Raw genomic sequence first — 4,077 nt, forward strand, 5'->3', positions numbered from 1 at the left:
TACACCATTGTAATTGAGCTATTTAAATGGATTTTATTACTAACGAAAAACCAAGCAACGGATATAAGTATGGCGTAATCCTTGTCGCGATCTTGGCTGCCATCTTAATGTTCTTTCTTGTCTGGTCTGGTTCTGTTTCAATAGTCAAAGGGGCTATGTATTGCTGGCTGTTCGTCAGCCTCGTTTTTTACATGGCGGGGCCGCTGTTAGGTAAGCGCAAAGAATACATGGGTAAAGAACCATCGGTGCAAGGTATGCGAGTAAATATGGTTCCTTATGTAGTTTTTAGTTTCTTATGTGGTTGCATCGCATTATATGGATGGCTCACTGATGTATAACAAACAAATCAAGCTCGTTCCCTGCGGTCACTGGGACAAATACTCGTTGGCGCGTTCCGCATTTTCGCCAACAAGTATTTGCCCCTTATTAGGGTGTTAGAAGGCGTCAGCCTAAACTGCGTTTCGCTTAATAAAAAAATCAGTTCAACCACCCTCACCTGTTGTTTCAAAAATCGCTCTGGCTTTTGGTGGTTTTAACTTCGCCGCACTAACTTCAAAGGTTGCGCATTAGGCGCTTTATCGCCAAGTTCTTATTCAACGTCAGCAAGCGCCAATGCGTCCGACAGTTCAAATGGCGGCTTGCTTCAGTCAAATCAAAACCATCTCTGCGCTGTTGTTTCACTTGTTTGTGTTAATAATCAATCGTATGCTGGCTTTATCAGTTTTTAAAAATGCCAAGGGAATAGGCTCTGCTTCTAACAAAGCGCTGAAGTCACTCCCTTCGGTCGTTCGGACGCATTTACGCGGGGCGGCTTCGCCATTATGCCCCACGCAACTGCGCCGCTTAGCTTAAAGTTAGAAGGCGCCAGCCTAAACTACGTTTGGCTTTATAAAAATATCAGTTCAACCACCCTATTCTGTTGTTTCCAACATCGCCCAAGCCTTGGTAGTTTTAATGTCACCGCGCTTACATCAAAGGTTGCGCAATAGGCGCTTTACCAACAAGTTCTTACTTTACCCGGCAAGCGCCATTGCACTCGGCAACTCATAGGGCGGCTTGCTTCAGTCAAATCAATACCATCACTGCGCTGTTGTTTTACTTGTTTGTGTTAATAATCAATCGTATGCTGGCTTTATTAGTTTTTAAATAGGCCAAGGGAGCAGGCTCTGCTTCTAACAAAGCGCTCAAGTCACTCCCTTCGGTCGTTCGGACGCAGTTACGCGGGGCGGCTTCGCCATTATGCCCCACGCAACTGCGCCGCTTAGCTTAAAGTTATATTTCACGGAGGATTCAATGGAATTAAGCTTGTCTGTTCAAAGAGCTTTGTTGGGCCAAGTACCACCGTCATTACGATTTATTCGAGCTTCTATAAGTTCAGAAACACTAAGATTCGTTGCAGTTCTAGATGAACAGGCCACAGAAAATCACATCGACGCGCTATCTTGTGCAGTAGCCGAAGTGGTTTCCGATTTCCCAAACATTGCTTTAGATGAAAGTATAGAAATTAACCCCGAGGCCTCTTGGAAACATCCTGAGGACTGTGAACTCATGTATTTGAGGTATGGTGAGCTTAGTGAAATATAACAACTCAATAAACTCACTCACTTCGTTCGCTGGGACGCATACACGCAGGGCCGCTTCGCCATTATGCCCTACGTGCCTGCGCCCGTTATTGAAAAGTTATGTGCTTTAAAGGTAAAAATGGAATTAAAAGACCAAAAAATACTGCTTATAACCTTTGTTCTCGTTAATGCAATTGTCCTTATTCCGTTAACATTACTGGGTACAAGTATGCTTATACTTGGACCACCCACTGAGCTCGGAGCTTTTCTTTTAATTTTTGGTTGTGTTTTGGGGCTTATAAGTATCTCTATCGGAATCTATTCTTCTTTTAAATTTCCAAATGTCTCCAAACTAAGCGCAGCAAACTTTTGCATTGGCTATGCCTTGTTAATCTCAGTAGGTTTTATAATTTCGTTTGGGTTACCTTTGTTAGTGTCCCTAGCTTCGTTTTCAATATGTGGCATTATCATTCTTAGGCAGTTTCATGCACGCACATAACAAAAAAATAAAGTCACTCGCTGTCGCTCGTTGGGACGCTAACACGCAGGGCCGCTTCGCTATTATGCCCTACGCGTTATCGCCCCTTATTTAAAAGTTAGAAGGCGTCAGCCTAAACTGCGTTTCGCTTAATACAAATAACAGTTCAACCGCCCTATTCTATTGTTTCCAACATCGCCCAAGCTTTGGTAGTTTTAATGTCACCGCGCTTACTTCAAAGGTTGCGCAATAGGCGCTTTACCAACAAGTTCTTATTTTACCCGGCAAGCGCCATTGCACTCGGCAACTCATAGGGCGGCTTGCTTCAGTCAAATCAATACCATCACTGCGCTGTTGTTTTACTTGTTTGTGTTAATAATCAATCGTATGCTGACTTCATTAGTTTTTAACTAGGCCAAAGGAACAGGCTCTGCTTCTAACAAAGCGCTCAAGTCACTCCCTTCGGTCGTTCGGACGCAGTTACGCGGGGCGGCTTCGCCATTATGCCCCACGCAACTGCGCCGCTTAGCTTAAAGTTATGCGTCACAGTAAATAACGGAGGAAGACAATGAGAAGGATTCTATTTTTGACTAGTGTCTTAGCACTATCAGCTTGTAGCACAACTCCCGAAGTCAAGGACAACGAGTTACAACCAATTGATCTTATTGGTAAGAAAGATGCCCTTGAAGAAATGTGGATTGTTTCGAAAACTGACTACCCGAAATATCCTATAAATGCGGCAAAGCAGGGAATAAGTGGTTGTGTCGATTTTTCATTTGTGATCAACAGTGATGGGAAAGCACAAGACATCCAAGTTATTAAGGCGATACCAGGCTCTATATTTATAGGGTCAGCAAAAAAATCACTAAAAAAATTCAGGTGGCAGCCTACGGAATTAAACAATCTACGTCAGCCTGCAATTACAACCTTGCAACTTGATTTTAGTACCAGCCCTGTAATGAAGGTAGCTGAGTGCATAGTAGACGACGCATAACAAACCAAGTAAGCGGGACAATAACACGTGGGCTCCCGTCACTTCGTTCCGTATTATAGCCCACGTGTCATTGCCCCTTCTTGGGGTGTTATATGGAGGAGGGACCCATACATTGAGATATCTATTAGCTTTTTCTTTATTAATGTTTGGGTGCGCATCTCAACCAAACAACATTGCCATTATCGATATGACGTACAAAGATGTTTCTGTACTAGCAAATGAAGGAAATCCTTCAGCTATCCATGCTTTATGCTACCGCCATTCTTACGGTTATGATGGCGCAGAAAAGAACTACAAAAAGGCGTATGAGTGGTGTAAAAAATCAGCAATGAATGGTAACGCTAGTTCAATAACATTGTTAGCAGAACTTCATTATCAGGGCAACGGTACTGAACAGAGTTATGAAAAAGCATTTCAGCTATACAAGTTAGCGGCAGAACTTGGGCATGATCATGCTCAGTTAATTCTTTACCTAATGCTCTCAAAAGGACAAGGTGTTGTGGCGAACAAAGAGTTGGCCATATATTGGCTAGAAAGATCTTCAAAAAATGGTAACCAACAAGCGATCAGACTCAGTGGTAGTTCTTCCATATAACAAACCACTAAAGGCACTCGCGCTGCTCGTTGGGACGCTAACACATGGGCTGCGTCACTTCGTTCCTAATTTTAGCCCATGTGTTAGCGCCCCTTAGTGGGGTGTTAGCTACCAAAAGGAAAATTGGATGGATTATTTTTTCGGACTTATTATTATGATTTTTGCAGGCGCATTGCCTTGCATCGCAATCGGTTATCTTATTGCGGTAAAACAAATGAGAGGGCTCATTGCTGGTTGGGACGAGTCAAAAATTTCAAATCCTGAAGCGTATGCAAAATGGATAGGTTATTCTGTTCTAATACTGGGAGTGCTAATAGGACTAATTGCATTTATTTGGTATTTGGGGTTGGTTAACGAAATTGGTATGGCAATACTGCTTTGTGTAGCTTCACTCATTCCAATCCCGTGCCTACTTGTTGCAAACGCTAGGTACGGTAAGCATGGTAGC

Annotated in this window: 5 protein-coding genes; all 5 read left to right on the top strand. The window is 43.0% G+C overall.

Annotated elements, in window-relative coordinates; all coding sequences use genetic code 11:
- The first annotated feature begins 26 nt into the window (after nucleotides 1-26).
- Nucleotides 27-338 carry a hypothetical protein gene (locus V7R35_RS17630; RefSeq protein WP_334016190.1) on the top strand — a complete coding sequence of 104 codons (312 nt, stop codon included), beginning with the start codon at nucleotides 27-29 and terminating at the stop codon, nucleotides 336-338.
- Nucleotides 339-1,293: 955 nt separating this feature from the next.
- Nucleotides 1,294-1,584, top strand: coding sequence for a hypothetical protein (locus V7R35_RS17635; protein WP_334016191.1), 291 nt, complete (start codon nucleotides 1,294-1,296; stop codon nucleotides 1,582-1,584).
- A gap of 1,024 nt (nucleotides 1,585-2,608) precedes the next feature.
- The gene (locus V7R35_RS17640) at nucleotides 2,609-3,034 is read left to right on the top strand and encodes an energy transducer TonB (RefSeq protein WP_334016192.1); all 426 of its coding nucleotides are present in this window, start codon (nucleotides 2,609-2,611) and stop codon (nucleotides 3,032-3,034) included.
- Between the two features lie 112 nt (nucleotides 3,035-3,146).
- Nucleotides 3,147-3,629, top strand: coding sequence for a tetratricopeptide repeat protein (locus tag V7R35_RS17645; RefSeq protein ID WP_334016194.1), 483 nt, complete (start codon nucleotides 3,147-3,149; stop codon nucleotides 3,627-3,629).
- A 127-nt stretch (nucleotides 3,630-3,756) separates the two neighbouring features.
- Nucleotides 3,757-4,077, top strand: a 321-nt coding sequence (locus V7R35_RS17650) for a hypothetical protein (RefSeq protein ID WP_334016196.1), incomplete at its 3' end; no start/stop codon positions are given.

Origin of the sequence: Alteromonas sp. S167 (assembly GCF_036864375.1) — a bacterium.
GTDB lineage: Bacteria > Pseudomonadota > Gammaproteobacteria > Enterobacterales > Alteromonadaceae > Alteromonas.